At 61.9% G+C, this 24,282-nt stretch carries 23 protein-coding genes; 21 read left to right on the top strand and 2 right to left on the bottom strand.

Annotation, left to right across the window (positions count from 1 at the left end; genetic code table 11):
* Positions 1-74: 74 nt before the first annotated feature.
* The 15 genes from fliF to ACFWXH_RS29640 all read left to right on the top strand — a co-directional run bounded on the left by fliF (position 75) and on the right by ACFWXH_RS29640 (position 15,003).
* Positions 75-1,709 (top strand): flagellar basal-body MS-ring/collar protein FliF, encoded by a 1,635-nt coding sequence (fliF, locus tag ACFWXH_RS29710; RefSeq protein ID WP_379125033.1) that lies wholly within the window; start codon positions 75-77, stop codon positions 1,707-1,709.
* Complete coding sequence (locus ACFWXH_RS29705; protein ID WP_379125032.1) at positions 1,709-2,335, top strand: hypothetical protein; 627 nt, start codon at positions 1,709-1,711, stop codon at positions 2,333-2,335. Before fliF ends, ACFWXH_RS29705 begins: the two co-directional genes overlap by 1 nt.
* Complete coding sequence (locus ACFWXH_RS29700; RefSeq protein ID WP_379125031.1) at positions 2,332-3,597, top strand: MotB family protein; 1,266 nt, start codon at positions 2,332-2,334, stop codon at positions 3,595-3,597. The genes ACFWXH_RS29705 and ACFWXH_RS29700 overlap by 4 nt, the downstream gene beginning before the upstream one ends.
* Positions 3,594-5,015 (top strand): chemotaxis protein MotC, encoded by a 1,422-nt coding sequence (locus ACFWXH_RS29695; protein ID WP_379125030.1) that lies wholly within the window; start codon positions 3,594-3,596, stop codon positions 5,013-5,015. The genes ACFWXH_RS29700 and ACFWXH_RS29695 overlap by 4 nt, the downstream gene beginning before the upstream one ends.
* On the top strand, positions 5,012-6,331 hold the full coding sequence (locus ACFWXH_RS29690; protein ID WP_379125029.1) for a flagellar hook-length control protein FliK: 1,320 nt from the start codon (positions 5,012-5,014) through the stop codon (positions 6,329-6,331). The genes ACFWXH_RS29695 and ACFWXH_RS29690 overlap by 4 nt, the downstream gene beginning before the upstream one ends.
* The gene (locus ACFWXH_RS29685) at positions 6,300-6,854 is read left to right on the top strand and encodes a transglycosylase SLT domain-containing protein (protein ID WP_379125028.1); all 555 of its coding nucleotides are present in this window, start codon (positions 6,300-6,302) and stop codon (positions 6,852-6,854) included. The genes ACFWXH_RS29690 and ACFWXH_RS29685 overlap by 32 nt, the downstream gene beginning before the upstream one ends.
* A 221-nt stretch (positions 6,855-7,075) precedes the next feature.
* The gene (locus tag ACFWXH_RS29680; protein ID WP_379125027.1) at positions 7,076-7,744 is read left to right on the top strand and encodes a winged helix-turn-helix domain-containing protein; all 669 of its coding nucleotides are present in this window, start codon (positions 7,076-7,078) and stop codon (positions 7,742-7,744) included.
* 88 nt (positions 7,745-7,832) lie between these two features.
* Positions 7,833-9,083, top strand: coding sequence for a flagellar hook protein FlgE (locus ACFWXH_RS29675; protein ID WP_379125026.1), 1,251 nt, complete (start codon positions 7,833-7,835; stop codon positions 9,081-9,083).
* Between the two features lie 67 nt (positions 9,084-9,150).
* On the top strand, positions 9,151-10,608 hold the full coding sequence (gene flgK, locus ACFWXH_RS29670) for a flagellar hook-associated protein FlgK (protein ID WP_379125025.1): 1,458 nt from the start codon (positions 9,151-9,153) through the stop codon (positions 10,606-10,608).
* A 3-nt stretch (positions 10,609-10,611) separates the two neighbouring features.
* Positions 10,612-11,652, top strand: a complete 1,041-nt coding sequence (locus tag ACFWXH_RS29665; protein ID WP_379125024.1) for a flagellar hook-associated family protein — start codon at positions 10,612-10,614, stop codon at positions 11,650-11,652.
* An 18-nt stretch (positions 11,653-11,670) separates the two neighbouring features.
* A complete protein-coding gene (flaF, locus tag ACFWXH_RS29660) occupies positions 11,671-12,018 on the top strand; it encodes a flagellar biosynthesis regulator FlaF (RefSeq protein ID WP_054312459.1) in 348 nt (115 codons plus the stop codon).
* The gene (flbT, locus tag ACFWXH_RS29655; protein WP_054312460.1) at positions 12,015-12,467 is read left to right on the top strand and encodes a flagellar biosynthesis repressor FlbT; all 453 of its coding nucleotides are present in this window, start codon (positions 12,015-12,017) and stop codon (positions 12,465-12,467) included. The genes flaF and flbT overlap by 4 nt, the downstream gene beginning before the upstream one ends.
* A gap of 2 nt (positions 12,468-12,469) precedes the next feature.
* Complete coding sequence (flgD, locus tag ACFWXH_RS29650; protein WP_379125023.1) at positions 12,470-12,880, top strand: flagellar hook assembly protein FlgD; 411 nt, start codon at positions 12,470-12,472, stop codon at positions 12,878-12,880.
* A gap of 11 nt (positions 12,881-12,891) precedes the next feature.
* Complete coding sequence (gene fliQ / locus ACFWXH_RS29645; protein ID WP_054312462.1) at positions 12,892-13,158, top strand: flagellar biosynthesis protein FliQ; 267 nt, start codon at positions 12,892-12,894, stop codon at positions 13,156-13,158.
* Positions 13,159-13,338: 180 nt separating this feature from the next.
* On the top strand, positions 13,339-15,003 hold the full coding sequence (locus tag ACFWXH_RS29640) for an MFS transporter (RefSeq protein WP_379125022.1): 1,665 nt from the start codon (positions 13,339-13,341) through the stop codon (positions 15,001-15,003).
* A 41-nt stretch (positions 15,004-15,044) separates the two neighbouring features.
* Here the strand turns inward: ACFWXH_RS29640 and ACFWXH_RS29635 are convergent, their stop codons facing one another.
* Complete coding sequence (locus ACFWXH_RS29635) at positions 15,045-16,826, bottom strand: chloride channel protein (protein WP_379125021.1); 1,782 nt, start codon at positions 16,824-16,826, stop codon at positions 15,045-15,047.
* Positions 16,827-17,117: 291 nt separating this feature from the next.
* Here ACFWXH_RS29635 and flhA point away from each other — a divergent pair, with 291 nt between their 5' ends.
* The 6 genes from flhA (at position 17,118) to ACFWXH_RS29605 (ending at position 21,980) form a co-directional block, all read left to right on the top strand.
* The gene (flhA, locus tag ACFWXH_RS29630; RefSeq protein ID WP_054312465.1) at positions 17,118-19,205 is read left to right on the top strand and encodes a flagellar biosynthesis protein FlhA; all 2,088 of its coding nucleotides are present in this window, start codon (positions 17,118-17,120) and stop codon (positions 19,203-19,205) included.
* Positions 19,206-19,207: 2 nt separating this feature from the next.
* The gene (gene fliR / locus ACFWXH_RS29625; protein WP_379125020.1) at positions 19,208-19,966 is read left to right on the top strand and encodes a flagellar biosynthetic protein FliR; all 759 of its coding nucleotides are present in this window, start codon (positions 19,208-19,210) and stop codon (positions 19,964-19,966) included.
* A gap of 4 nt (positions 19,967-19,970) precedes the next feature.
* On the top strand, positions 19,971-20,357 hold the full coding sequence (locus ACFWXH_RS29620; RefSeq protein WP_054312466.1) for a hypothetical protein: 387 nt from the start codon (positions 19,971-19,973) through the stop codon (positions 20,355-20,357).
* Positions 20,358-20,471: 114 nt separating this feature from the next.
* Complete coding sequence (locus ACFWXH_RS29615; RefSeq protein WP_379125019.1) at positions 20,472-21,017, top strand: rod-binding protein; 546 nt, start codon at positions 20,472-20,474, stop codon at positions 21,015-21,017.
* A gap of 8 nt (positions 21,018-21,025) precedes the next feature.
* Positions 21,026-21,433, top strand: a complete 408-nt coding sequence (locus ACFWXH_RS29610; protein WP_379125018.1) for a hypothetical protein — start codon at positions 21,026-21,028, stop codon at positions 21,431-21,433.
* A 7-nt stretch (positions 21,434-21,440) separates the two neighbouring features.
* The gene (locus ACFWXH_RS29605; protein ID WP_379125017.1) at positions 21,441-21,980 is read left to right on the top strand and encodes a hypothetical protein; all 540 of its coding nucleotides are present in this window, start codon (positions 21,441-21,443) and stop codon (positions 21,978-21,980) included.
* A 147-nt stretch (positions 21,981-22,127) separates the two neighbouring features.
* Here the strand turns inward: ACFWXH_RS29605 and ACFWXH_RS29600 are convergent, their stop codons facing one another.
* Positions 22,128-24,281 (bottom strand): peptidase domain-containing ABC transporter, encoded by a 2,154-nt coding sequence (locus ACFWXH_RS29600; protein ID WP_379125016.1) that lies wholly within the window; start codon positions 24,279-24,281, stop codon positions 22,128-22,130.
* Position 24,282 lies beyond the last annotated feature (1 nt).

Here is a 24,282-nt window from a genome sequence, read left to right as displayed (position 1 = left end):
CGGCCCGATACCATTTTCGCACAAGCTTCAGGGTCTAGTGTTCCAGCGGGCAATCATGCAGGGACCCTCGACCCGTGCCGGAACAACTTAGAAGCATCGTCATCAATCTTCAGGATTTCGGCACGAAGCGGCTGGCCATCGTGGCCGGCATCGCGCTTCTGACGCTTGCCGTCATCGGTGTCGCCTCGGTCTACCTCAACCGCCCCGCCTACGAGACGCTTTATGTCGGCCTCGAACGCTCTGACGTGAATCAGATCGGCATGGTGCTTTCCGAGGCCGGCATGAATTTCGACGTCGGCTCCGACGGCACCAGCGTTCTGGTACCGGTGGGCACCACCGCCAAGGCGCGCATGCTGTTGGCTGAAAAGGGCCTGCCGACCAGCGCCAATGCCGGCTACGAGCTGTTCGACAAGGTTGGTTCGCTCGGCCTCACCTCCTTCATGCAGCAGGTCACCCGCGTGCGTGCGCTGGAGGGTGAGATCGCCCGCACCATCCAGTCGCTGACAGGCGTGAAAGCCGCCCGCGTGCATATCGTCATGTCGGAGCGCGCCAATTTCCGCCGCGAGGAACAACAGCCTTCCGCTTCCGTGGTGATCCGCTACGCCGGCATCGACGGCAGCAAGGCCGCCATGTCGATCCGCCATCTGGTCTCCGCGGCCGTGCCCGGCCTCTCGGCCGAAAAGGTGACGGTGCTCGATTCCGCGGGCAACCTGCTCGCCGCTGGCGATGATCCCTCCAACAGCAGTGCCATCCGTTCACTCGGCGTCGAGCGTACTGTGGAGAGCCAGATCGAGGACAATATCCGTCGCGCGTTGACCCCCTATCTCGGCCCGGACAATTTCCGTGCCAGCGTCAAAGCCGACGTCAACACCGACACGCGCCAGACCGAAGAAACCATCTTCGATCCGGAATCGCGCGTCGAGCGCTCCGTCCAGACCGTCAAGGCGAACGAGAACAGCAATCAACGCCAGGCCGCGACACCGGCCACGGTCGAACAGAATCTGCCGGAGACGCAGGCTGCCGCTTCCGACGGTCCGCAGTCGAGCTCGCAGAACGACCGCAAGGAAGAGATTACCAACTACGAGATCAATTCCAAGAAGATCGCCACGGTTTCCAACGGCTATTCGGTCACCAAGATGTCGATCGCCGTCGTCGTCAATCAGCAACGGCTGCTGTCGGTGATCGGCAAGGACGCCACGCCCGAGCAGATCACCCAACGCGTCGCCGACATCAAGAAGATGGTCGCCTCGGCCACCGGCCTCGATGAAAAGCGGGGCGACATCATCGATGTCTCGGCGGTCGAGTTCATAGATGGCCTGGATGGGCAGGAACTCGCCTCGCCCGATATCCTCGATGCCGTCGCAAGCTACACCGGCAGCCTGATCAATGCCGCCGCCTTCATCGTTGTCGTGTTCCTGGTGGCCTTCTTCGGCTTGCGGCCGATGGCTGCGGCACTGACGAACAAGCCGGTGGCGCTCGCCGGCCCGAGCTTCGAGGACGTCCAGCGCTCATTGCCCAATCCGGATACCGCGGCCGAAGCGGAAGGACCGGCTCCGGCGCTGGCCGACAGCCGTCCGGCGCCGCTCGATGACCTGCGCAGGAAGCTGCGGCCGGCACCGCAAGACAGGCTTGCCCGTATGGTCGACATCAACGAGGAGCGTACGGCCAACATCCTGCGCAAATGGACGGCCCAGGAAGCCGCAGGCTGATGCGACAGGCATCCCTTTCCGATCTGCTGCCCGATTTCGGTGCGCCGCCTCTCCATGGCAGCGTGCCGGCTCACACGCTTGCCGAGCCGCCCACCTTTGCTGACAGCCCTCCTGCGATCGATGTCGACAAGCTGATCGCGATGGCGGTTGCCAAGGCCGAGGACGCGCTCGAAGCCAGGTTGACGACGGCATTCACCGAAAAGCTCGATGCCGAACGGCGGACGATGGCGGATGAAGCCACGGCGCTGGTCGAAAGGCTGGGCGGCGATATCGGCCAGGCTGTCGGCAATCACATGCGACAAACGGAACAACAGCTGCATGATTTGATGGGCGATGCACTCGCCCGCATCATTGGCGGCGTGTTGAGCGACGAATTGCAGAAACGCTCTCTCATCGCGCTGGAAAAAGTCATTCGCGACACGCTGGCGGATTCCGAAGCCGTCCGCATCGCTGTGCGCGGACCACTCTCTCTTTACGAGCCGTTGAAGGCTGCGCTCGGCAAACGCGCAGCGAGCCTGGATTTCACCGAAGCATCGGCGCTCGATTTGACCCTTGTCGTCAATGACACCGTTGTCGAAACACGTATGTCGGAATGGTCGACAGCCCTGTCGGAGGTCCTCTCATGAGCACGGCAGGCGGCGCCGATCCGCGGCAGGAAATCATCATCGTCCGCCGCAACCATGACGACCACGACGACGCTCATCATGGTGGCGTCTGGAAGATCGCCTTCGCCGATTTCATGACCGCGATGATGTGCTTCTTCCTCGTCATGTGGTTGATCAACGCGGCAAACGAACAGACAAGGGCAGCCGTTGCGTCCTACTTCAATCCGGTTCCGCTGATCGACCGCAGCGCCAGCCGCAAGGGCTTGCAGGATATCGGCGATGGGCCCGACGAACCTGGCTACACCTCCAACGATCCGGTGGAAGGAACGACCAAGCAGGGTCACAACGGCAAGGGCAACCCCGGCACCGCGCAGAAAGAACAGAGCGGTCAAAACGAGAAACAGGACAAGGCCGCAGAGGCCAAGAACGCCGACGAAAAACTGTTCGCCGATCCTTATGCGGTTCTTGCCGAAATTGCTGCCGAGACCGGCACGCGGCAAAACGTCAGCACCAAAGGCGAGGGCGGAGCGCAGACGGCGGGGCCAGCCACGGGCGCGTCGGGCGGTGAATCCTATCGCGATCCGTTCGCTCCGGATTTCTGGTCACAGCAGATATCGACGCCCCTGCCCGAGGCGAGCGCCGAAACGGCGAAGGTGGAAAACCAGCCCCAGAAACCAGGAGAGGCGGCCAGCAAGGATCAGCAGGTCTCCAGAGATCAACTGGCCGGCAAGGAACAAGCCGCGGCCAAGGATCCTTCCATGGCCAAGGCCGAGAAGAACGACGAACTTGAACCTGCCAAGCAGGACAAGGCTCCGACTGCAGCCACGGAAAAAGCGGCCGAAGAGGTGAAGAAGAAGATCGCCGAGGCCTTCAAGCCGGGCGAGGCGATCGCCGATGGCGTCAGCGTCGAGGCCACCGACAAGGGCGTCGTCATTTCCGTTACCGACAGCTTCAATTTCGGCATGTTCGAAATCGGCTCGGCCATGCCGCGCCGCGAACTCGTGCTCGCGATGGAAAAGATCGGCCGCATCGTCAAGGAACAGAAAGGCACGGTTGCCATCCAGGGTCATACCGACGCCCGTCCCTTCCGCGGCGGTTACGACAACTGGCGGCTTTCCACGGCACGCGCACACTCGGCCTACTACATGCTGGTGCGTGGAGGCCTGGATGAAAGCCGCATCAAGGAGGTCGCGGGTTTCGCCGACCGCGAACCGAAGAACAAGGCCGACCCGCTCGCCGCCGTCAACCGGCGCATCGAGATCCTGCTGGAGACCGGGGGGTGATCCGCGTCGCGCGCATCGGCGTCGCGGGGCTCACCTTGCTTGGCATGGGCATGGCAACGACCGCCCTCGCCCAGGATCCGCTGCAGCCCTACCAGATGGTGCGCTCCCTGCAGCTCGTGCAGGACAGGCTCGCCTCGGGCGACCATGCCGCGCTGCCCATGCAAAACAAGCTGCTCGAAATGGTCGATGCGCGTTTCCGGGCGTCGAAACCCGACGACTTCAAGGAACCCAGGAACCTGCGTGCCCTGCTGGTCTACGGTATGAGCGGCGGCAATCCGGCAACGGTCAGGGATGTAACCCGCCGCGCCCAGCTCGATGAGACCAACCAGGCGATCGTCGATGGCATTCTGGATTATCTCGGCGGCCAGCCCGGCCCGGCAATCGAAGCATTGCAAGCGGTCGATCCGATGACGCTGTCGCCTGACGTTGGCGCTTTCGTGGCCTTGATCAAGGGATCTCTGCTTGCGGCGGAGGATCCCGTTCAGGCGCTGACGCTGCTCGATCAGGCCCGCCTGCTCAGTCCCGGCACTCTGGTGGAGGAAGCCGCACTGCGCCGTTCCGTAGCCATCACCACGACCAATGGCGACGCGGCTCGGTTTGCACAGGCCTCCACACAATATGTCGAACGCTATCTGCTCTCACCTTACGCCAGCCAGTTCGCCGACAGTTTTGTCGCCGGTGTGGTTACTCTGCATATGGCGCTGAGCCAGGATAAATTGCCCGACATCACTTCGATGATGGATAAGGAGCGCGAACGCGTCATCTATCTGCGTATCGCACGCCGCGCTGCCATCGATGGATTGAACGATCTGTCCGCCTTCGCATCCGCAAAGGCCATCCCGCAGGACAAGGATGCAACCAAGACGGACGATCCGCGCGCCGAACTCTACGCCAGCCTGTCCAGCATCACGTCGGCGACGGTCGATGACATTCGCGCCAAGCTGAAGACGATCGACCGAAGCCGCTTGTCGCCGAGTGACCGTTCCCTGCTCGACGCTGCCCAGCAGATTACCCAGGAAGTCGTTGCACCACCGATACCGGCGGTTTTCGATCAGTCGCCTTCCATCGCGCGGGCCCCCGCCAAATCGGAACCGGCTACGAAGCGCGTGGCACAGGAGCAAACCAAGGTCGCAACCGATCAAGCCGCCGAGGCGACGCCACGCGACACCACGGCCGACAACGACTCCGATCTACCACCGGTCGAAGACGCAGTGTCGGAGAGGCCAGCAACCGAGGCAGTTGCCGAGCCGGCGGAAAAACCCGTACCGGCCCAGCAGGACGCCGCGGTGCAGCCGCCGCCTGCAACCCTGTTGCCGGCATCCGCGAATGCCGGTTCGGACACCACCGACGCAGCGATCGCGGATACGAAACGCAAACTCGGCAAGATAGATCTTCTACTGGGAGCTTCACCTCAATGACTGCAAGCATTGGTCAGAACCTTCCAGGCGTCCCGCTGCAGCGGACCGGAGGGCAGCAATCCGGCGGCAAGGCCGGTGAAGACGGTCCAGCTTTCGATGATCTGCTCACTCATCGCGAGACGACAGACAAGGACAAGGCGACCCAACATGCAACGCATGGCTCGCATTGGGAAAGGATCCGTGCCGACATCACTTTCGCTAGCGGCGAACGTGCTGCCGGCCAGATTGGGGAAAGCAAAGCCAGGATCGATGAAGAGGGCGACGACGAACAGGCAGACGACAAGCAGTCGGCCGACACCCACGATCAAACGGCGGATGCGCGAGACCACCTGCCCCTGTTTTTGAACCTGCACGGTTTGGGACGATCACAATCCGACAACCGGGGCGGACCGGATACGGCGGAAACAGACGCCGATGCTCTTGCAGACAAGGCAAAGCGAGCGGCTGTCGTGCGGGGAACAAAGGATGCCGATACCGGTCAAAGCGACAACGAACAGTCGCCGACAATCCATGTCGACCGATCCACCGCAACGCGCGGAACAGGCGGCGTGCAGGCGGCCAATACGCAGAACCTCGCCGGCGGTGCGTCTGCAGAGAATGCCACCGCATCCGCCGGCTCCGCCGTCGGGGAAGCCGAGCTTGGCGGCAGCGGGGCAACACCGGTTGAACCGTCGGAGACCGAAGCCAACGGCCGCCGGGCTTTCAGCGAAACGTTGAAGCAATCGGGCGGATCACGAGCATCGGTGGTGGCCGAACAGAACTACCCTGCGCCTGCTCTCCAGCACCCCACCCAGGCATCGCGCGACGTCATCGATGCAATCGCGAGCAATGGCGCGCCCGCGAGGGCGGCATCGACCGCCGCCATGGGCACCCAAAATGGCTCCCCTGTTGCAGTTCCGGCACACATATTGAAGATCGAATTGCATCCGTCGGAGCTCGGAGCCGTTACCGCCAATCTGCGTCTTGTCGGCGAGCAACTGTCGATTGAGATCAAGCCCGAAACCTACGAAGCACATCGTCGATTGAGCTCGGACAGCGAGGCCATCGTGAAGTCGTTGAAGTCGCTCGGCTTCGACATCGACAAGGTAACGATCCTGCAACCCTCGATAGCAGCAACACCGGCTGCACGTGGAGACGCGCCGCAAGCTGGGGCGGCTCTCGGACGCGATCAATCTTCCTTTCAGCCAGGCAACTCCGGCGGGAATGGCGATGGCATGAGCGGGCAGTCAGGAAGGAACCGCGGCGATGACAGGCAGCAGGACCAGCGTCCGGCGCAACCTTCTCATGAGCGTTCTGGCAGCGACTTGTTTATCTAGCACGCTCGCCTCCCGGACAGCCCTCGCTGCGGCCAACCCTTGCGAAGCGGAAATCCTGCGGGCGGCGGACCGCTACCAGATTCCTGCCGGCATCCTCTATGCCGTGGGACTGACGGAGACGGGGAACAAAGGCAGCCTGCAACCCAATGCCTTGAATATAGAAGGAAAAGCCGTCTTTCCTCGTTCGCGTTCGGAGGCCCTCCTGACCTTCGAGGCTGCACGGCGCGAGGGCAAGTCGCTGATTGATCTCGGCTGCATGCAGATCAATCATCGCTATCATGGCGATCAGTTCCGCAGCATCGAGGACATGCTCGATCCGCGCCGCAACGTCGACTATGCAGCGCGCTTCCTCGCGCAACTGCATGCGCGGCATGAGACCTGGTCCATGGCCGTGGCGCGCTATCATGCCGGACCCAACAACGACCCCGCCCAGAAGCGCTACGTCTGTCGCGTCATCGCGAATATGGTCGCTGTCGGCTTCGGCAAATGGACCGCCAACGCACGCGGATTCTGCACCCCATAGGTTGTACTCTCAACGATGCGAGGAGTGCGCTTTAAAGGTGCAAAGGGGTGCCGTTTTTGTCGGCGGATCCGGTTGGGATCGCCATCCGATTGTACGCGGTACAACCACCGCGATTCTCGACTCCCAAGAAACCAGTCACAAGAAATGACGGTTGGTCAGGATTCGTGAGGAGGACTACGCCTTTCCGCACGGGGCAGATGAACTGATTCGGGGGTTGGGCGATGATCGTAATCGTAGACGAACGAGAACTTGTGACCGATGGTTACAGCTCGATGTTCGGTCGGGAAGGTGTGGCAAGCGCCGGTTTCGCGCCGAGCGAATTCGACGCCTGGGTTTCCAGCGCACCCGAGGACGATCTGAAATCGGTTCGCGCCTTCCTGATTGGCGATTGCCGCGAGGGCGCCGTCTCCCCGCGACAGATCAGGGACCGCAGCGGCGCTCCCGTCATTGCACTGAGCGAACACAATTCCCTCGAAAACACCTTGCGCCTTTTCGAATCCGGCGTCGACGACGTCGTGCGCAAACCGGTACACATCCGCGAAATCCTGGCGCGCATCAGTGCGATCCGTCGCCGCGCTCATGAGGACGCCTCCTTCACCGAGATCGGAGCGATGCGCATCTTCATGGATGGCCGCGATCCCGAGATCGACGGCGAGCCGATGCCTCTGCCGCGTCGAGAGCGCCGCATCCTCGAATACCTGGCGAGCAACCGGGGCCGCCGGGTTACCAAGACACAGGTCTTCAATGCCATCTACGGAATCTTCGACGAAGAGGTCGAGGAGAATGTGGTGGAGAGCCACATCTCCAAACTGCGCAAGAAGCTGCGCGAGCGGCTCGGCCACGACCCGATCGATTCCAAACGCTTCCTCGGCTACCGGCTGATCGCCTGATGCGCCCGACCGCGGCGCGCGACAGCTTCGCGCAAGACAACACGGTTAGCGTGGCCAGCGACACCATGCGCATAACGGAGACGTTGCGATGAGCCTCTATGGAATGATGCGGACCGGCGTTTCCGGCATGAACGCCCAGGCAAACCGCCTGTCCACCGTCGCCGACAACATCGCCAACTCCGACACCACCGGCTACAAACGCTCGTCGATCGAGTTCTCCAGCCTGGTGATGCCGACGACCGGCGGCGCCTACAATTCCGGCGGCGTCAACTCGACGATCCGCACCGCCATCACCGATCGCGGCGACCTCAAGGGCACCACCTCGGTCTCCGACCTTGCCATCCGCGGCGACGGCTTCTTCGTGGTGCAAGATTCCTCCGGCACGCCTTACATGACCCGCGCCGGCTCTTTCGTACCGGACGCGCAAGGGCGCCTGGTCAACGCTGCCGGCTACCAGTTGATGGCCTACAGCTACGCCAACGGTGTGCCGGCCGCGACGGTCAACGGCTTCCAGGGTCTCGTCCCTGTCCAGATTTCCGACGGCAAGATGACGGCGACCCCTTCGACCTCCGGCACTTTCAGCGGCAACCTGCCCTCTGGCGCCAACGCCATCGTCGCGCCGGCAACTGCGCCCTCCGGTAACGCTGCGACGGCTCAATACACCAACAAGTCGTCGATGGTCGTCTACGACAACCTCGGCAACAAGGTGATGGTCGACATCTACTTCACCAAGACAGCAGCCGGCACGTGGGACGTGGCCGTCTTCGATCAATCGAAGGCCGCGGCAGGCGGGCCTTTCCCCTATACGGGCGGCCCGCTCACGAGTGCTACACTCAACTTCGACGGCACCGGCAAACTGACTGGCACGGATAGCGTCACCTTCACCGTTCCCGGCGGTGCGTCGCTCAAGCTCGACCTCAAGGGCCTCAGCCAGATCGGCACCGGCTACACTGCCACCGGCCAGGTCAACGGCAACGGGCCAAGCAACATCGAGAAGGTGACGATCGGCAAGGACGGGACCATCTACGCCCAGTATCAGGACGGCTCGACCAAGCCGCTCTACAAGATCCCGCTGGCGGACGTGCCAAGCCCCGACCGGCTGATCCAGCAGTCCGGCAACGTCTTCACGCAAAGCCCGGATTCCGGCGACGTGCAGATCGGTTTCGCAGGCGAGGGCAAGCGCGGCGAGATCATTTCCGGCGCCCTTGAAAACTCGAATGTCGATATCGCCGAGGAACTCACCAACATGATCTCCTCGCAGCGCAGCTATACGGCCAATTCGAAGGTGTTCCAGACCGGTTCCGAACTGATGGACATCCTCGTCAACCTGAAGAGATGAGACGCGGCTCAGAAGCCCGGTCGATGGTCGACCGGGCTTCGGCCGCATCACAGCCTGAAAGACCCGCATGTCGTTGTCATCCGCACTCAGCATCGCCCAGTCCTCGCTCAAGGCAACGTCGCGGCAGACAAGCATCGTCTCGCGCAACGTCGCGGATGCCTCCAATCCGGATTATTCGCGCCGCGTTGCGATGCTCTCCTACACCGACACCGGCGTCAGCGCGGTCAAAATCCACCGTGCGGCCAACGAACTGCTGTTCCGGCAAAATCTCAGCGCCCTTTCATCCTGGAGTGGACAGGCGACGCTCGCCCAGGGCATGGACCGGCTCGAACTGCAGGTGAACGGCGTCGACAATGCCTCATCGATTTCTGCCGCAATCGGCGGCCTGCAGAAGGCACTCCAGCTCTATGCCACCACGCCGTCGAACCAGAATCTCGGCACCAGCGTGATCGAATCGGCGCGCCAGGTGATCCGTTCCCTCAACGACGGCACCAAGGCGATCCAGGACTTCCGCACCAAGACGGATGGCGAGATCACCACTGCCGTCAACGATATCAACGATCTCCTCAAGCAGTTCGAAGTCGCCAACCAGGCCGTCATCAATGGCACGCGCTCGGGCGAGGACGTCTCCGATGCGCTCGACCAGCGCGACGCGGTGCTGAAGAGGCTCTCGGAATTCATTCCGATCTCCACCTACACCCGCGGCGACAACGATATGGTCATCACCACCGGTGACGGCACGACGTTGTTCGAGACCATTCCGCGTTCGGTGACCTTCACGCCTTCCGCCGGCTACACGCCAGGCGCGGTCGGTGGCCAGATCTACATCGACAAAGTACCGGTGAAGGTTTCCGCCACGACAGAGGCAACCGGCAAACTTGCCGGGATGCTGCAGCTTCGCGACAACGTCACTGTCACCATGCAGCGGCAACTGGATGAAACGGCCCGCGGTCTCATAACGGCATTTGCCGAGACCGCCCCTAGCCAACCCGACGCTGTCGGCCTCTTTACCTGGCCTGGCGCCCCGGGCATCCCGCCGGCGGGCACGCTGATCAATGGGCTCGCGGGAACGATCAAGATCAACGCTGCGGTCGATCCGGCTGCCGGTGGCAATCCGGTTCTGTTGCGTGATGGCGGCATCAACGGCGCAGTCTACCGCACCAATCCAGATCCGGTCGGCAGCGGCGCGTCCTATGCCGAGAGGCTGATCGCCTATGGCGAAAAACTCACCAAGCCGATGGCTTTCGATCCGAACGCCGGCATCACCGCGAATTCCAGTGTCGTCTCCTATGCCGCCAGTTCCATCGGCTGGTTCGAAGGTGTGCGGCAGCAGGCCTCGAACCTCGCCGATACCAAGGAAGCGCTGGCGCAGCGCACCGGCGAGGCCCTCTCCAACGCCACCGGCGTCAATGTCGACAACGAGATGTCGCAGATGCTGGATCTCGAACACACTTACCAGGCCTCCGCCCGCATCCTGACCACCGTCAACCAGATGCTCGACGCCCTCCTCGCAGCGGTGAAATAAGTCATGAAGACCACCTCCGTTTCGTCGTCCGCCATGTCCAACGCAATGCGCTATTCGCAGTCGCGCATGCAGGTCGAACTTGTGAAGCGTGAGAAGGAACTGAACACGCTGCGTGTCGCCGATCTCGGCCTGGCGCTCGGCGCCCGCACATCGCAATCGGTCACCTTCGCACGGGATCTGGAACGGCTGAACACCATCGTCGATTCCAACAAGCTGATCTCGTCGCGGCTGTCGACCACGCAGGACGCACTCGGCAAGCTCGGCGACGCTGCACAGAAGCTTTTGACCGCCGTCAGCACCGCCGTGGGCGGCGATCCAGGCTCGAACGTGACGCGCGATGCCGGCAAGGCCGCACTGCAGTCGATGACCTCGATCCTGAATTCCAGCCTCAACGGCGAGTATCTGTTTTCGGGTACCAACACCGACGTAAAGCCGATCAACGACTATACGGCTTCCTCGGCCGCGAAAGCCGCGTTCGATGCAGCCTTCAACGCCAGCTTCCCCAATCCCCCGACTGATCCGGCCGACATCACGGCAACGCAGATCAACGACTTCATAACCAACGTTGTGACGCCGCAATTTATGGGGCCGGACTGGAAGACCAACTGGTCGAATGCCACCGACCAGCAGATCGTCAGCCGTATCTCACTGAACGAAACGACGGAGACCTCCGTCAGCGCCAACACCGATGGCGTGAAGAAGCTCGCGATGGCCGCAACCGTAGTCAACGAGCTGTTTTCACGCAACCTCAACGCCGACGCCAAGAAGGCAGTTGCACAGCAGGCGATAACGCTGACCGGCGAAGCCCTCGGCAGCATCGCGCAAACCCAGTCGCAAGCTGGTATCATCGAGCAGCGGGTGACCGATGCGAGCGACCGCATGAACGCGCAGATCAAACTGTTCGAAAAACATGTCATCGATCTTGAGGGTGTCGACGAGTACGAAGCCGCCAACCGTGTCAACGATCTGATGTCGCATATCCAGACTTCGTTTGCGCTCACGGCGCGCATCCAGCAGCTCAGCCTGATCAACTTCCTGAAGTAACCGGCGATCGGATAAGCGATGTATCAATTCTCCTACGCCGATATCCAGACGGACTCCGTAGCGGACGCCAAGGACCGCGAACGACACTTGTTGTCGCGGTCGATCGACCTTCTGATTGATGCCGCCAATGCGGGCAGCGATTCCATGCAGGCGGTGGAAGCCCTGCATTTCACCAACCGCGTGTGGACGGCTCTGCTCGAGGACCTCTCCTCGGACGAGAACTCTCTTCCGAAAGAGTTGCGCGCCAATTTGATTTCGATCGGCATGTGGCTGCTGCGCGAAACCGAGGATATTCGTCAGGGCCGCTCAAACAATTTCGACGGGCTGATCGAAGTCTCGCAGATCATTCGGGACGGCATTCAATGACGCCGTCCAAGAGCACCTTGAAGCTCTCGCTGAAACCGGGAGAGCGCATCTATCTGAACGGCGCCGTCGTCCGCGTCGACCGCAAGGTCACCCTGGAACTGCTGAACGATGTTCAGTTTCTGCTGGAAGGCCATGTCCTTCAGGCAGAAGAGGCCTCGACGCCGCTCAGGCAGCTCTATTTCGTGGCGCAGATCATGCTGATCAACCCACAAGGAGCCGAGGAGGCACGCGAGATGTTCCGTCATTCGCTGCCGCTGCTGCTCGCCTCCTTCCACAATGAGCGCATTCGCTCGACGCTGAAGGATGTCGACCGCATGGTTTCGGAAGGTCACGTCTATGAAGCGCTGCGGGCGATCCGCTCGCTCTATCCGCTGGAAAAGCTGGCGTTGGATGCAAACGAGAATGAACCCCAGGACGCCCCGCGTCCGCTGGCAGTGGGAGCACGCTGATCATGGCCGTCGACATGAATGTCAACAACGTCGGCAACACGCCGCAGACGCAGCAGCAGTCGAAGACCTCGGTCGACTACCAGTCCTTCCTGAAGCTTTTGATGGCGCAGATGAAGAACCAGGACCCGACCAAGCCGATGGACTCGACCGAGTATGTCGCGCAGCTCGCCCAATTCTCGCAGGTCGAGCAGTCGGTGCAGATGAACACCAAGCTGGAATACATCCTCCAGTCCTCGGCGCTTTCGCAGGCCGATTCTCTCATCGGCCGCCAACTGACCTCCGCTGACGGCAACACCACCGGTGTGGTCAAGGAAGTGCGGCTGGCCAGCGACGGGCTGATCGCCGTTCTGGCCGACGGCAAGGAAGTGCCGGTGCTGCCCGGCGTCGTCGTCAAGCAAGCGCCGGCGGCCTAGAGGCACGGGCGATGAACGAGGCCGACGCGCTCGATATCGTCCAGTTCGCCGTCTGGACGGTGCTGACGGCATCGGCTCCCGTCGTGCTGGTCGCCATGGTCGTGGGCATCGGTATCGCCCTCATCCAGGCGCTTACCCAGATCCAGGAAATCACGCTCACTTTCGTTCCGAAGATCGTTGCCATCATGCTCGTGGTGGCGCTGACCGGCCCCTTCGTGGGCGGCCAGATCTCGGCCTTCACCAACGTCGTCTTCGAGCGTATCCAGAACGGTTTTTGACACCGTCGACCGTGGTCGGCTCTGACACCGTCGACCTTGGTCGACGACGTCGACCCCTGGCGGGATTCTATCCCCAGCCTGGACCAGTCCATTTTCTAAAAGCCATTCGCCTTTTCCGCAGTCTCGTCTAACTTTGTCGGCAAACGCCGCCGACGAGAGCAGCGATTCACGAGACGAGCAATGCCCCAAGACAGCGGTCCGGCTATCGAGGACGAGCCGAACAGCCAACGCACTTCCGCGCTGGCGCCTTTCCAGCACGGCATCTTCCGTGCCGTGTGGAGCGCCAGCCTGGTCTCCAATCTGGGCGGCCTGATCCAGGGTGTCGGCGCCGCCTGGATGATGACGCAGATCGCCACCTCTCCCTATCAGGTGGCGTTGGTGCAGGCATCCACCACGCTGCCGATCATGCTGTTTGCGCTGGTCGCGGGTGCCATCGCCGACAGCTACAACCGACGCAAGGTGATGCTGATCGCGCAGAGCTTCATGCTCGTCGTCTCGATGCTTCTGATGGTCTTCACCCATCTCGACCTTTTGACCCCCTGGCTGCTTCTCGCCTTCACCTTCCTGATCGACTGCGGCACGGCGCTGAACAGCCCATCCTGGCAGGCTTCCGTCGGCGACATGGTTCCGCGCAACAAGGTGCCGGCGGCGGTGGCGCTCAACTCGATGGGCTTCAACCTCACCCGCAGCGTCGGACCGGCGCTGGGCGGCATCATCGTGGCGACGTTCGGCGCAGCCGCCGCCTTCGCCGCCAACGCCTTCAGCTATGTCGGCCTGATCATCGTCATGGCGCGCTGGAAGCCGGACCTGCCGGCATCCAACCTGCCGCGCGAGTCACTGGGCGCTGCGATGGGCGCCGGCCTGCGTTACGTTGCCATGTCACCCAATATCGGCAAGGTACTGGTGCGTGGCTTCATCTTCGGTTTCAGCGCAGGTGCCGTGCTTGCCCTGCTGCCGCTGGTGACGCGCGACCTCATCAAGGGCGGCGCCCTCACCTATGGCGTCATGCTGGGGGCGTTCGGCATCGGTGCCGTTATGGGCGCTCTGACCAGCGCACGACTGAGGCAGATCCTGCCCAGCGAAACCATGGTGCGCTCGGCCTTCCTTGGCTTCGCGCTTTGCTCGACTGTCGCCGCTGTCAGTCCTCACGCCTGGCAGGTGGCGCTGGGACTCCTGGTCGGTGGCGCATGCTGGGTCACCGCGCTTTCGCATTTCAACATCACCGTACAGATGTCGACCCCGCGCTGGGTGGTCGGACGCGTACTTTCCATCTACCAGATGGCGACCTTCGGCGGCATCGCGCTCGGCAGCTGGATCTGGGGTGTGACCGCCGACAACCACGGCGCCAGCTTTGCCCTTCTGGCCGCGGCCGTCACGATGCTGGCCGGTGCTGCGATCGGCTTCGTCCTGCCGTTGCCGCAGCACATTGCGCCCAATCTCGATCCGCTCGACCGCTGGCGCGAGCCCATGCTGGCGCTCGACCTCAGGCCGCGCTCAGGACCGATCGAGATCACGATCGAATACGTCATCAAGGAAGAGGACGTGCCGGAGTTCCTGAAGGTGATGACCGAGCGTGCACGCGTGCGCCGGCGTGACGGTGCGCGCAACTGGGTGCTGGCGCGGGATCTCGAGCACCCGGAAATCTGGATGGAAAGCTACCACACGCCGACCTGGCTGGATTACATCCGCCACAATACGCGCGCCACGCATGCGGACGCCGTAATCACCGAACGCATCCGAGCGCTGCATTCAGGTATCGAGCGGCCCAGGGTACGGCGCATGATCGAGCGCCCGACCAATCCGATCGGCTACTATGGCACGCCGAAGCCGCATGAGGAGCACTAGTCCAATCGTGCTTTCGAACCGGAGCGCCTCGACCCGGCGCGTCACGCCTCCCCGGAAAGATCACGCCGAGCTTTGTCGAGTTCCTCGGCATAGCGGCGCAACAGATGTCCTTCGGTAAGCAGGCCGACGACCTTGCGGCTCTCAAAATCGTCGACGACCGCCAGTTCTTCGGCGCCGGCACGATGAAAAGTCTCGGCCGCCGACTGAACATTCATCGACGGGACCAAAACGGAATCGCCAAAGCGTGCCAGAGTGAGAACGGTGCTCGCCGGGTCGGGCTGGTCGCCATAGGCATCTGAAACGATGATCATGCCGATATACCGCTGCTCGCTATCCACCGCGATGACACGCTGTGCGGAGCCGAGCGGCACCTGCTGGCGGAGCTCGGCAACGGTCGTCATGGCCGGGATGGTGCGGACATCCTTGCGCATCATCAAACCGACGGTCAGGCTGCGCATCCAGCCGACATCCTGCGCCGAACGGATAGTCTCGCCGCGCAGATGGAAGCGCCAGGTCGAGAAGGAATAACCAAAGGTTTCACGCACCAGGATCGAGGTCATGATCGCAGCGGCGAGCACCACGCCCGTCAGCGTCAGGTCGCCCGTCGATTCCAGCGCCAGAAAAGCCATGGTCAGCGGCCCGCCAATGATGCCGACTGCCATCGAGCTCATGCCCACGACAGCGGCGACAGCGGGATCGATGCCTGAAGCCGGCGCGATTGCCAGCATGACCGCAGCAAAGATCTTACCCAGGAGCGCTCCAAGCAGCAGCGAGGCGAAGAACAGGCCGCCGCGGAAACCCGAGCCGAGCGAAATGACGGACGCGGCGATCTTGAGCAGGAACACCGTGGCAATCACCGTGAGCCCGTAGTTCATCGCGAATTCGCGGTGTAGCGCGCCGTGCCCGCTGGACAGCACCTGCGGTGTGACGAGCCCGAGCAGTCCGACGGCACAACCGCCCAGGAATGGCCTTAGCGAAGAGTCGATCGACAGTCTGGTCAGGCCGCGTTCGACGGCGGCGACCATATACATGATGCCGATCGCAATGCCGCCGGCGATCAGACCGAGCGCCAAAAAAGGCAGATACTGGCTGGCGGTCAGCTTCGGCACGGCGCCAAGTTCCAGCGGGAACGGCGCACCACCCAGCCAACCCGTCACCAAAGTAGCACAGATCGCAGCAGTCATGACCGGCGCGACATTGGCAATGGAATAGATGCCGATGATCAACTCAAATCCATAGAAGGCGCCGGTCAAAGGAGCATCGAAGGCAGCGGCAATCGCACCGGCAGCTCCAGCGCCGACAAGAATGCGGACATCGTTGCGCTTCATGCGGAAGAACCTCGCCAGCCGCGAGCCGAAGCCGCCGCCGACCTGCGTATAACCGGCCTCGAGGCCGACCGACGCGCCGAAGCCGGAAGACAGCATCGTCTGGCCGGCGATTATGAAGGTGTCGGTCAGCGACATGCGCCCGCCATAAAGCGCATTCGCTTCGATCGGATCGACTGGCGTGCGGAATTTGCGTTTGCGCAGCCAGATGATGGAGAGGCCGAGCAGCAGGCCCCCGACCGCCGGCATCGCCGCCTGGAGCGGGTGACTGAGTGAAAACATCGATGACAGCCGGCCGCCTTCCGGCACGTCGAACAGCAACCAGTGCATACCCTGCACCAAGGCGCTCATCGCAGTGACCGCCACGCCTGAGAATGCGCCGACCACTGCCGCGATCAGGACGATGATGATGCCGCGCGCTTCCAGCACGGGAACCGAACGAACCAGCAGGGCACGCAGACGACGGGCTTGGACAGGCAATGAACGGGTCGAAGACAACGGGCGGCTCGCGAATGTCTCAATGGGCAACGCCCTCGACCGATACGCTTCGCATCGTGGCATGGCAACCGCGCACACCGACGCATTTTCTCTGCCAGTGCTCCTTCGAGGTTCGCGCAAGCTTGGCGGGTTACGGTGTATGGCCGGTACTGCCGTTTCAGGCGACGGCAAATGCAATTCCAGGAAAAGTGCGCAGCGGTTTTCCGTCCGGAATTGCCTAGAAAAGAGAGTCAGAGCACTTCCGCGTTTCAGTAGGAAACGGAATCGCTCTGACATTGGATGCGAGGTAGCATGGCCATCAGCGAGAGCATTTCGACAGACGCAATGCCGCGCAACAGCCGCGATGTCTTCTTCGCGCTGGGCATCGTCGTCATTCTGGCGGTGCTGTTTCTGCCGATTCCGGCCTTCATGATCGATGTCGGCCTCGCCTTTTCGATCGCGCTTTCAGTGCTGATCCTGATGGTGGCGCTGTGGATTCCGCGGCCGCTCGACTTCTCGTCGTTCCCAACCGTGCTGCTCATCGCCACCATGCTGCGCCTGTCGCTGAACATCGCGACGACCCGCATGATCCTTTCGCATGGCAACGAAGGCACCCACGCCGCCGGCTACGTGATTTCCGGCTTCTCGAAGCTGGTCATGTCGAGCGATTTCGTCATCGGCCTGATCGTCTTCCTGATCCTGATCGTGGTGAACTTCATCGTCATCACCAAGGGCGCTACCCGTATCGCGGAAGTCGGCGCCCGCTTCACGCTGGACGCGATTCCCGGCAAGCAGATGTCGATCGACGCCGATCTCTCCGCCGGCATGATCGATGAGAAGACCGCGCAGCTGCGCCGTCGTGAACTGGAAGAAGAATCCTCCTTTTTCGGTTCGATGGATGGTGCCTCGAAATTCGTGCGCGGCGATGCCATTGCCGGCCTGATCATCACCGCCATCAACATCGTCGGCGGCATCGCCATCGGCTACCTGCGCCATAACATGGGGCTGGGCGAAGCCGCCGATGTCTTCATCAAGCTCTCGGTCGGCGACGGCCTCGTCACCCAGATCCCGGCCCTCATCGTCTCCCTTGCCGCCGGCCTGCTTGTTTCAAAGGGCGGCACGCGCGGCTCTGCCGACAAGGCTGTGTTCGGCCAGCTCGGCGCCCACCCGCGCGCGCTTTATGTCGCGGCAGCCCTGCTCGGCCTTCTTGCCTTGATGCCTGGCCTGCCGATGTTCCCCTTCGTGACACTGGCAGCCGCCATGGCCGGCATGGGCTACGTCATTCCGCTGCGCCAGAACCGCCGCATGGCCGAGCAGGAAGAGGCACGCAGCCGCGAGGCAGCCGCAAAGGTTGAGGAAGAAAAGAATTCGGTGAAATCCTCGCTGGCGACCGCTGAGATCGAATTGCTGATCGGCAAGCAGCTATCGACCAAGCTGCTCACTTCGCATCAGGAACTCGCCTTCCGCATGAGCAAGATGCGCAAGAAGTTCGCGACGCAGTACGGCTTTGTGGTGCCCGAGGTGAAACTCAGCGACGACTTCGGCATTCCGCCGAAGAGCTATCAGATCAAGATTCACGGCACCGTCGTGGCCGAACACCAGATGCGGGTCGGCGAGCTCATGGTGCTGCTCGGCACCCGCGACCTGCCCGACATCCCAGGCGAGGAAGTGCGCGAGCCCGCCTTCGGCATGCGCGCCTATTCGGTGATGGAAGCATTCGCGGAAGACCTGAAGCGCGAGCAGTACACCTTCGCCGACAACATGTCCGTGCTGCTCACCCATCTCTCCGAGGTGATCCGCAACAACCTGCCGCAGTTGCTTTCCTACAAGGACATGAAGGCGCTGCTGGACAGCCAGGATCCGGAATACCGCAAGCTGGCCGACGAAATATGCTCCTCGCATATCTCTTATCCCGGCCTGCAGGCGGTGCTGAAACTGCTGCTCGCCGAGCGCGTCTCGATCCGCAACCTGCACCTCATCATCGAAGCGATCGCCGAGATCGCGCCGCATGTGCGGCGCACGGAGCAGATCGTCGAGCATGTGCGCATCCGCATGGCGCAGCAGATTTGCGGCGACCTGTCCGAAGGCGGTGTGCTCAAGGTGCTCAGGCTCGGCAACCGCTGGGACCTCGCCTTCCACCAGAGCCTCAAGCGCGACGCCAAGGGAGAAATCCGCGAGTTCGATATCGACCCGCGCCAATTGGAGGAATTCGGCCAGGACGCATCCAAGGCGATCCGCCAGCATATGGAAGCGGGAGAACGGTTCGTGCTGGTCACCGCGCCGGATGCTCGCCCCTATGTACGCATGATCATCGAACGGCTGTTCGCCACGCTTCCGGTGCTCAGCCATGTCGAGATCGCCAAGGGTGTCGAGATCAGGGTGCTCGGGACCATCTCCTGACCATGGATCTGACGACGGTCACACAAGGCTTTGTGCTGGCGGCGTTCCTCGCCTTCTGCCGCGTCGGCGCCTGCTTCATGCTGATGCCGGGCCTGTCCTCGATCCGCCTGCCGTTGCAGATCCGCCTGTTCACCGCAGTCGCCGTCACTGTCGGGCTGCTCGCCTTCCTTTGGGACAAGATCTATCCTTATGTCGACACCAGGCCTGCCATCTTCGTGCCGATGATCGTTTCGGAACTGCTGGTGGGCGGACTGATCGGTGCCATGACCCGGCTCTACATGGAGGCACTGCGCTTTATCGGCGCCGGCATCGCCATGCTGATCGGCTATGGCGGCGCAGGTGGGCCGGCAATCGAGGAGCCTGAACCTCAGGCAGCACTCGCCGCCCTGATTTCCTTCTCGGCGCTGCTGTTGTTGTTCGCGCTCAACTTCCACCACGAGGTGATCCGCGCACTGATCGCATCCTACAATGTGGCGCCGGTGAACGTGTTTTTCAGCGCACAGGCCTCGCTGGTCGATGTTACCGACACCCTCTCGGAAGCTTTCCTGCTGGTTTTGAGATTGGGTAGCCCATTCGTCGCCTATGCCATACTGGTCAATCTGGCGATCGGCTTCGTCAACAAACTGACCCCGCAGATCCCGATCTATTTCATCTCGCTTCCTTTCGTCATCGCCGGCGGCCTGATCCTGTTCTATTTCGCAATCCCGACGCTTCTGTCGCTCTTCGGCGACGGCTTCGTCGAAACCACGCTGGCACGGTGATGCGATGACCACCCGCAAGGACCGTTTGAAGAAGCTTGTGGAAGTGCAGGAACAACTGAAGGCGCTGCACGAGATGCGCCGCGCAGGATTCCTGGCCAAGGCCGTCGCCGCCGAACAGGAGGCATCGGAAATCGCTGCGCGCTTCGACGCGCCGGATTCATTGTCGACACTGTTCCCTGAAATTTACCAGCAGCGGATCGCAGCGGCCCACGCCGAGCGTGACCGCGCGCTCGACGATGCGCGCCGCGAAGCGGGCAACCTCGCCACCGCAACGGCACGGACCAACATGGTCGAGCGCGCCTATCGCGACGCGCGACGCGAGGACGAGCGCCAGCGCTCCGATCGCGAACGGCTCGATTTGATCGAGCAGAAGCGCGGCCCAGAAAAATGAAGACGATGAAATGAAGATGACATTGAGACGACAGACCATGCCGTCCCCGCAAGCCTGCGGCAAGCTTGTTCGGCCATCATCACTCAACGCATAATAGCAGGAAGGTACAGCTTTTTGGCGATCTCCCCTCCCAGCGACATCGTCCTGGACGTGGCCCGCGCCGCCGAACCGATGGACGTGGAAGCCGCCCGTGCCGCGCTGACCAAGCGTGCCGGCGGCGCATCCGTCGCCTTTTCGGTGGATGCCGATATGGGGTCGCGCCCGGCCGGAGCGCCCGCCGGAACGGATCGCAGCCAGGAATTCAAGCGCTTCGAAGCGATGGTGCTGCAGACCTTCATCCAGAACATGCTGCCGAAGGACGCCGAAAGCGTCTACGGCAAGGGCCTGGCGGGGGACATGTGGAAGTCGCAGCTTGCCGAACACATGGCCGATGTGATGGCCGAGCGCGGCGGCATCGGCATCGCCCGTTCGATGCTGGTCGATCACTATCGCGACGGCGAACGCACGGTCCCGGTCGGTCCTGTCACGGGTGGACCGGAAAAAGCGACGATAGACGAGCAGAACCGACTGTCGGATTCGCTCGTGCAGGAAATTCAGCGCCGGATGGTCCGCTCGCTGGACGGCGATGCGGCGCCGATTGAAACGAAGACGAGGGTTTAGGAACAACCATGGATCAATTGGAGCACAATTCAGGCCGCATGGCACATTCCGACCTCACCATTTCCAGGGTCGGCAGCCTGACCGCCATCATCAATCGCATCGAGGAAGCGGTCGAGACGGAGACGGCTGCAATCCGCACTGACATGAATTTCGACCTCAAGGCTTCCAACGCGCGCAAGAGCCGCTGCCTCTACGAGCTCAATCGCGCCGTCAAGAACATCACCGCGGAAGAGCTCGTCGACGAGCACAGGGAAGGCCTGCTGCGTCTGCGCGGCAAGCTTGAACGCAACGAAGCCGCTTTGCTCGCCCATCTCAGCGCCGTCAGCGAGGTGGCGAACCTGATGAAGAACGCCATCCAGCACGCCGAGGCCGACGGGACCTATTCCGCCGGCGAGTTCGGCTGGGCCAAGTCGTAAACAGGCCATGATCAAGTTCCTCATCGCTGCGCTCTGGATCGTCGCCGCCACTGTCGGCGCGACCTTCTACGCCTTCCAGGCGGCAGGCGCGCGCGGCGATGACCCAACGCCGAAGCCGTTGCTCGGCGGGCTGGATTATGTCTCGACCGAAATCATCTCGGTGCCCATTATCCGCAGCTCGGTGGTGCAGGGCTATTTCCTGACCAAGCTGGTCTACACGGTCGAACCGAAGGAGATGGCAAAGCTTTCCGTGCCCGCCCAGGCACTGATCACCGACCAGGTCTACTCTTATCTCTACGCCAATCCGCAGATCGATTTGTCCAAGGAGGACACGATCGACCTCGACAAATTCCGCAACTCGATCCGCGAGAGCGTCAACGCCCGTGTCGGCACTGAGCTCATCCACGATGTGCTGGTCAACCAGGTCAACTATCTCGCCAAGGATGAGATTCGCGACAATGCCATCAAGCGGCGCGGCAACGGGCTGATGGAACCGATCATGAAGCCGCTGCAGCCAAAAGCGGACGCCGAACCAGCCGGACATTGATACCGATCCAGACACGATCAGCTCGTTGATCCTTCCGGCCGCCCTCATTTCGGACACGAACGGCAATCTGCCTTTCATGGCCAGCACATCTACAAACCGTGTCTCGCTGATGGCTTGAAGGTCAGATCCAACGACGCGTGTAGGGGTTTATGTCGAAACTCCATGCGTGATCCTGCTGACAAAGCCGCAACTCGTTCCGCCCGACAAATCCAGCACCCTGTCAGTCATCGCCAGCGTGGATTGCCGGTGCGCGACGAGAACGCGTGTCATGGGCAACCGCTTTATCGCAATGTTGATGACTTCTTCCTTGGCAACGTCGAGATGGCTGGTCGCTTCGTCGAGCAAGAGGACGGACGGGCGCCGATAGAGCGCCCTTGCCAGAATGACTCGCTGCCGCTGGCCACCGGAAAGCGTGCTGCCCATGTCGCCGACGAGGCTTTCATAGCCCATAGGGCTTCTGATGATCTCGTCGTGAACGGCGGCCATTCGAGCGCATTCCATGATCCAGGCGGGATCAGCGGCTGGATCGAACGCCGCGATGTTTTCCGCGATCGATCCTGCAAACAGGCGATCGTCCTGCAGGACGCAGCCGACGCGATCGCGGTAACGGGCCAGGCCGAGTGACGTCATCGGCACGCCGTCGATAAGCACCTGACCGTCCGTTGGCTTTTCCAGGCCGGCGAGCAGCTTCAGAAGCGTCGACTTACCCGACCCCGAAGGCCCTGCTATGCCAAGGCATTCGCCGGCGGCAACAGTGAAGCTGACGTCGGCCAATACATCCGGTTCCCCTTCGGCATAGCGGAAGCGCACGTTTTGCAGGTCAAGCTGGCTTGCCATCCTTTCGGCCGCCGAACGCGAGATTTGGACCGGACGACGTTCCGCTTCCTCCGGTTGCGCGAATACGATGTCGGCGATGCGTTCGCCGTGAAGAGAGAGCATCGAGAATTGCAGGGCGGTGCTGATGAAGCCGTCAACGCGCGCCGCGAACTGGTCCTTGTAGGCGAGAAACGCCACCAAGGCACCGACCGACATATCGTCTGCAAGGATGGCTCTGATACCGAGGAAGATGACGAGGATGCGATCGATGCCGAACAATGCGGTGCTTGCAGCTTTGAACGATGTTTCGAACTTTTGCACACGCAGTTCGGCGTTGACCCTGTCGACCAGATAGTTGATCCAGGTGACTCGTCGTCGCTCTTCGAGATTGAGCACCTTCAGGCTGGCAATTCCGCGCGCTGTTTCCATGAAGTGCGAGTTTTCTTGCGCCGTTCGGACGATCGCTTCCGCTGAGATAGCCCTGTAGGAAGGGAAAAATCCGAAACGCAGCATGCCGTAGAAGGCAGCCGTGGCGAGCGCGATGACGAGCAGGTAACCGCCGTAAAGCCCCATCATGAAGATGAGCAGGATCGACATGACGCCATCCAGCAGCGCCTGTATCGAACTTGCCGTCAATGTGCGTTGCACGGCATCGAGCGAGTTGAACCGCGAGACGACGTCGCCGACATGGCGCTTCTCGAAGAAGGCGAGCGGCAACCTCATCAATTGATCGAACAGGCTGGCCTTCCATTGCAGGACGAGGCTGGATCCGATCAGCAGTGTCACCCACGCCCTGACCAATCCAGTTATGACCTGCAGCACAAGCAGAAGTCCAAGCGCCAGGACGATGATGGTCAAAAGATCATAGTCGGCGGCAACCACGACCTCGTCGAGGGCCAGTTGGAACCCGATCGGCATGGCGATGGTTGCCGCTTCCAGCAGCAACGATATCGCCAGGATTTGTATGGCAGCCCATCCGATGCCGCGCGCATGCCGGACAAAGTCGGCAACATGAATGCGGGCCTTCTCGTTCCTAGGCTGGAATCCGTCTGCCGGCCACGCCTCCAGGGCGACACCGGTGAAGTGCCTGGAAAATTCCTCTAGCCGCATTGTTCTACGGCCGATCGCGGGATCATGAAGCACCACCTTTGTGGTGCTGACCCGCGTCAACACGACAAAATGGTTGTGGTCCCAATGAAGGATGCAGGGAAGCCGCAACTGCTTCAGATCGACAAGATCGAGGCGCAACGCGCGAGTCGCCAGCTTGAGATCGGCCCCCAGGCGCACGAGATCCCTTACGGTCAGCCCCTTCAATGATGTCGTAAATCGCTGGCGGAGCGCTGGAAGGTTGGTCCGATGCCCATGGTGAGCCGCGACCATGGCGAGGCACGCCAGCCCGCATTCAGCTGCTTCCGTCTGCAAGACGACCGGGGTGGTCGAGAAAAAACCGCGCGATATCCGTTGAGCGAGTTCGGCCGCTCGCATC

The sequence above is a fragment of the Mesorhizobium sp. NPDC059054 genome (assembly GCF_042739215.1).
GTDB lineage: Bacteria > Pseudomonadota > Alphaproteobacteria > Rhizobiales > Rhizobiaceae > Mesorhizobium.
Note: the sequence above shows the minus strand (reverse complement) of the source record. Positions and strands in the feature narration are given on the sequence as shown.

Bases quoted from the DNA above. Each gene is read 5' to 3' on its own strand.
- ACFWXH_RS29705 (WP_379125032.1), top strand. From the start codon at position 1,709: ATGCGACAGGCATCCCTTTCCGATCTGCTGCCCGATTTCGGTGCGCCG.
- ACFWXH_RS29700 (WP_379125031.1), top strand. From the start codon at position 2,332: ATGAGCACGGCAGGCGGCGCCGATCCGCGGCAGGAAATCATCATCGTC.
- ACFWXH_RS29690 (WP_379125029.1), top strand. From the start codon at position 5,012: ATGACTGCAAGCATTGGTCAGAACCTTCCAGGCGTCCCGCTGCAGCGG.
- ACFWXH_RS29685 (WP_379125028.1), top strand. From the start codon at position 6,300: ATGAGCGTTCTGGCAGCGACTTGTTTATCTAGCACGCTCGCCTCCCGG.
- ACFWXH_RS29680 (WP_379125027.1), top strand. From the start codon at position 7,076: ATGATCGTAATCGTAGACGAACGAGAACTTGTGACCGATGGTTACAGC.
- ACFWXH_RS29675 (WP_379125026.1), top strand. From the start codon at position 7,833: ATGAGCCTCTATGGAATGATGCGGACCGGCGTTTCCGGCATGAACGCC.
- flgK (WP_379125025.1), top strand. From the start codon at position 9,151: ATGTCGTTGTCATCCGCACTCAGCATCGCCCAGTCCTCGCTCAAGGCA.
- ACFWXH_RS29665 (WP_379125024.1), top strand. From the start codon at position 10,612: ATGAAGACCACCTCCGTTTCGTCGTCCGCCATGTCCAACGCAATGCGC.
- flaF (WP_054312459.1), top strand. From the start codon at position 11,671: ATGTATCAATTCTCCTACGCCGATATCCAGACGGACTCCGTAGCGGAC.
- flbT (WP_054312460.1), top strand. From the start codon at position 12,015: ATGACGCCGTCCAAGAGCACCTTGAAGCTCTCGCTGAAACCGGGAGAG.
- flgD (WP_379125023.1), top strand. From the start codon at position 12,470: ATGGCCGTCGACATGAATGTCAACAACGTCGGCAACACGCCGCAGACG.
- fliQ (WP_054312462.1), top strand. From the start codon at position 12,892: ATGAACGAGGCCGACGCGCTCGATATCGTCCAGTTCGCCGTCTGGACG.
- ACFWXH_RS29640 (WP_379125022.1), top strand. From the start codon at position 13,339: ATGCCCCAAGACAGCGGTCCGGCTATCGAGGACGAGCCGAACAGCCAA.
- flhA (WP_054312465.1), top strand. From the start codon at position 17,118: ATGGCCATCAGCGAGAGCATTTCGACAGACGCAATGCCGCGCAACAGC.
- fliR (WP_379125020.1), top strand. From the start codon at position 19,208: ATGGATCTGACGACGGTCACACAAGGCTTTGTGCTGGCGGCGTTCCTC.
- ACFWXH_RS29620 (WP_054312466.1), top strand. From the start codon at position 19,971: ATGACCACCCGCAAGGACCGTTTGAAGAAGCTTGTGGAAGTGCAGGAA.
- ACFWXH_RS29610 (WP_379125018.1), top strand. From the start codon at position 21,026: ATGGATCAATTGGAGCACAATTCAGGCCGCATGGCACATTCCGACCTC.
- ACFWXH_RS29605 (WP_379125017.1), top strand. From the start codon at position 21,441: ATGATCAAGTTCCTCATCGCTGCGCTCTGGATCGTCGCCGCCACTGTC.
- ACFWXH_RS29600 (WP_379125016.1), bottom strand. From the start codon at position 24,281: ATGCGAGCGGCCGAACTCGCTCAACGGATATCGCGCGGTTTTTTCTCG.